Here is a 2,905-nt window from a genome sequence, read left to right as displayed (position 1 = left end):
GGCGGGCCGCTCGCTCACCCGGATCCGGCCCACGTGATGGGCCCGCCCGTCCCCGAAATCCAGCCGTCCGAAGAACAGCGGCCCCTCCGGCAGCTCGTGCAGCGCCTTCGCGTGGCTGCGCAGCCGGTAGCCGAGGACCTCCGCGTCGGCGCCGGACGCAGAAACGTTCTCACCTGCGACGACCTGCTCGTCGGCGCCGTTCACCATTGCCTCGAAGGCGGCCCGGCAGCGGTCGTGGTGGGCTCGCTCGTGCCGTAGGGACGCTTCCAGTTCAAGCTCGCCAGTCATGGCACAAGCCTAAACCCGAAACTTAACCGAGTCATATTTTTAACTCGGACCACTTTCAGGCTCCCCGCCTTCCAGCCCCCCACCTTCCGGCTTCCCGTGCAGGACCTCACGCGCCTGATCGGCCGCCCGCGCGATGCTCTCGGCCACGAAGTCCATGAACCGGGCCATGTTCTCCAGCCGCACAGCCGCAGGCGTTCCGGCGCCTAGTACCCCCACCCCCCTACGAGCCACCTCCCCCAGGTAGGCGGTCGCCTTCGCGCTGGCCATGGTCGACTGGTACATCACGTCGTCGTCAACGACATACCTCTCCCGCCGCCCCTCCGCCTCACGCTCCCGCCGCACCAGCCCCTGGGCCTCCAGGAACGCAATCGCTTTCGACACGGACCCCGCACTGACCCCGAGCCGCCCCGACAGCTCCCCGGCGGTCAGGGTCCCGCCGTCCGTGACGTAGAGCGCGGCCAGCACCCGGGACGTCATGCTCGGCAGCCCCTGCTGGGTGAACAGCGTCGCGAACGCCTCCTCGTACTCCCGCACCGCCTCCGCGTCGCGCCCCTCGACCGCCGCCACCGCACCGGCCACCCGGGGTGCGGCCTTCTTGCGCCGGTGCGCGCGGGTCTCGGTCGCCCGGTGCGCGAGGTCGGCGCGATACCCGACGGGCCCGCCGTTGCGCATGACTTCACGTGTCACCGTGGACGTCGGCCGGTCGAGCCGTCGCGCGATCTCCGCATAGGCGAGCCCCTCCCCCAATCCCACCGCGATCTGCTGACGCTCCTGCTGACTGAGCCTGCCTCCAGGCATCACACTCTCCTCCACCGGCCTTCGAGAACCGCGCCAGCATAGCCTTCAATCCAGATTCATTGCAACGCACACACCCTCGTACGTTGCATTAAAGCCAGGCTCGTTGCAACGATTTCTAGGCTATGACCTGCATAAACAAGATTTCATCGCAACGAACTCATTGCCAGATCCTTCAACGCAACGTAGCTTTTCCAATGTCAGAAACGACGAAGCGAAGGACAGGAACCATGCAGAAGTTCGACACCCCCGCCGCCATCACCGCCACCCTCTCCATCCCCGCGGGCCGCATCCAGCTCATCGCCGCCGACCGCGCCGACACCACCGTCGAGATCCGCCCCGCCGACGCCGGCAAGTCCCGTGACGTGAAGACGGCCGAGCAGACCACGGTCTCCTACGACGCGGGTGTCCTGCGCATCGAGACCCCCGCGCCGAAGTCCCAACTCCTCGGCGGCCAGGGCGCGGTGGAGGTCACCGTCCAACTCCCCGCCGGTTCCCGGGTGGTGGCCAAGGCGGGCGCCGCCGAACTGCGCGGCGTCGGCCGGCTCGGCGACGTCACCTTCGACGGCGGCTACCGCGAGGTCAAGCTCGACGAGGCGTCGAGCGTCCAACTCACCTCCCACGACGGCGACATCACGATCGGCCGCCTCACCGGGCCGGCCGGGATCAGCACCCAGCGCGGCACGATCCGCGTCACCGAGGCGGTGCGCGGCGCCGTCGACCTCAAGACCCAGCAGGGCGACATCGAGATCGGCGCCGCGCAGGGCGTCTCCGCCTCGCTGGACGCCGGGACTTCGTTCGGCCGGGTCTCCAACTCCCTGAAGAACGACGGCACTTCGGACCTCGTCATCACCGCGACCACCTCGCAGGGCGACATCACCGCCCGCAGCCTCTGAACCCCGGAAAGGAACCCCGCCATGACCGAACTGGCCATCTCCGCCAGCGGATTGCGCAAGTCCTACGGCGAGAAGACCGTCCTGGACGGCATCGACATCGCCGTCCCCGAAGGCACCGTCTTCTCGCTGCTCGGCCCGAACGGCGCGGGCAAGACCACCGCCGTGAAGATCCTCTCCACGCTGATCACCCCGGACGGCGGAGAGGCACGCATCGCCGGGCACCAACTCGCGGGCCAGGCCCAGGCGGTGCGGTCCGCGATCGGGGTCACCGGCCAGTTCTCGGCGGTCGACGGGCTGATCACCGGCGAGGAGAACATGCTCCTCATGGCGGACCTCCACCACCTCTCCAAGAGCGAAGGGCGGCGCGTCACCGCCGAGTTGCTCGCCCGGTTCGACCTCACCGACGCCGCGAAGAAGCCCGCGTCCACGTACTCGGGCGGGATGAAACGGCGGCTCGACATCGCGATGACCCTCGTCGGGAGTCCTCGCGTCATCTTCCTCGACGAGCCGACGACCGGACTCGACCCGCGGTCCCGGCACAACATGTGGCAGATCATCCGGGAGTTGGTGACCGGCGGGGTGACCGTCTTCCTCACCACGCAGTACCTGGAGGAGGCCGACGAACTCGCCGACAGGATCGCCGTGTTGAACGGCGGGCGGATCGTCGCGGAGGGCACGGCCGAGGAGTTGAAGCGGCTCGCTCCGGGGGGCCACGTCAGACTCCGGTTCGCGCACCCGGCGCCGTACCAGGACGCGGTGGCCGCGTTCGCCGAGGCGTCCCGGGACGACGAGTCGCTCACGCTCCAGATACCGAGCGACGGCAGCCAGCGCGAACTGCGGGCGGTCCTGGACCGGTTGGACGCGGCCGGGGTCGAGGCGGACGAACTCACCCTGCACACGCCGGACTTGGACGACGTGTTCTTCGC

General features: G+C 69.0%; 3 protein-coding genes and 1 pseudogene. 2 read left to right on the top strand and 2 right to left on the bottom strand.

Annotated elements, in window-relative coordinates; all coding sequences use genetic code 11:
* A pseudogene (locus AOK24_RS39225) lies at positions 1-288 on the bottom strand (AAA family ATPase); the annotation flags it as partial.
* Between the two features lie 39 nt (positions 289-327).
* On the bottom strand, positions 328-1,086 hold the full coding sequence (locus AOK24_RS39220) for a GbsR/MarR family transcriptional regulator (protein ID WP_055724701.1): 759 nt from the start codon (positions 1,084-1,086) through the stop codon (positions 328-330).
* Positions 1,087-1,313: 227 nt separating this feature from the next.
* Between AOK24_RS39220 and AOK24_RS39215 the strand changes: the two genes are divergently transcribed.
* Together AOK24_RS39215 and AOK24_RS39210 are read left to right on the top strand one after the other, a co-directional pair.
* Positions 1,314-1,979, top strand: a complete 666-nt coding sequence (locus AOK24_RS39215) for a DUF4097 family beta strand repeat-containing protein (RefSeq protein WP_055724700.1) — start codon at positions 1,314-1,316, stop codon at positions 1,977-1,979.
* 21 nt (positions 1,980-2,000) lie between these two features.
* Positions 2,001-2,905, top strand: a 905-nt coding sequence (locus tag AOK24_RS39210) for an ATP-binding cassette domain-containing protein (protein WP_055724699.1), incomplete at its 3' end; no start/stop codon positions are given.

This window comes from Streptomyces niveiscabiei (genome assembly GCF_001419795.1).
Classification (GTDB): domain Bacteria; phylum Actinomycetota; class Actinomycetes; order Streptomycetales; family Streptomycetaceae; genus Streptomyces; species Streptomyces niveiscabiei.
The sequence above is the reverse complement of the archived record's forward strand: the minus strand, read 5'-3'. Positions and strand labels throughout refer to the sequence as shown.

Coding starts and splice junctions, on each gene's coding strand:
- AOK24_RS39220 (WP_055724701.1), bottom strand. CDS start 1,086: ATGCCTGGAGGCAGGCTCAGTCAGCAGGAGCGTCAGCAGATCGCGGTG.
- AOK24_RS39215 (WP_055724700.1), top strand. CDS start 1,314: ATGCAGAAGTTCGACACCCCCGCCGCCATCACCGCCACCCTCTCCATC.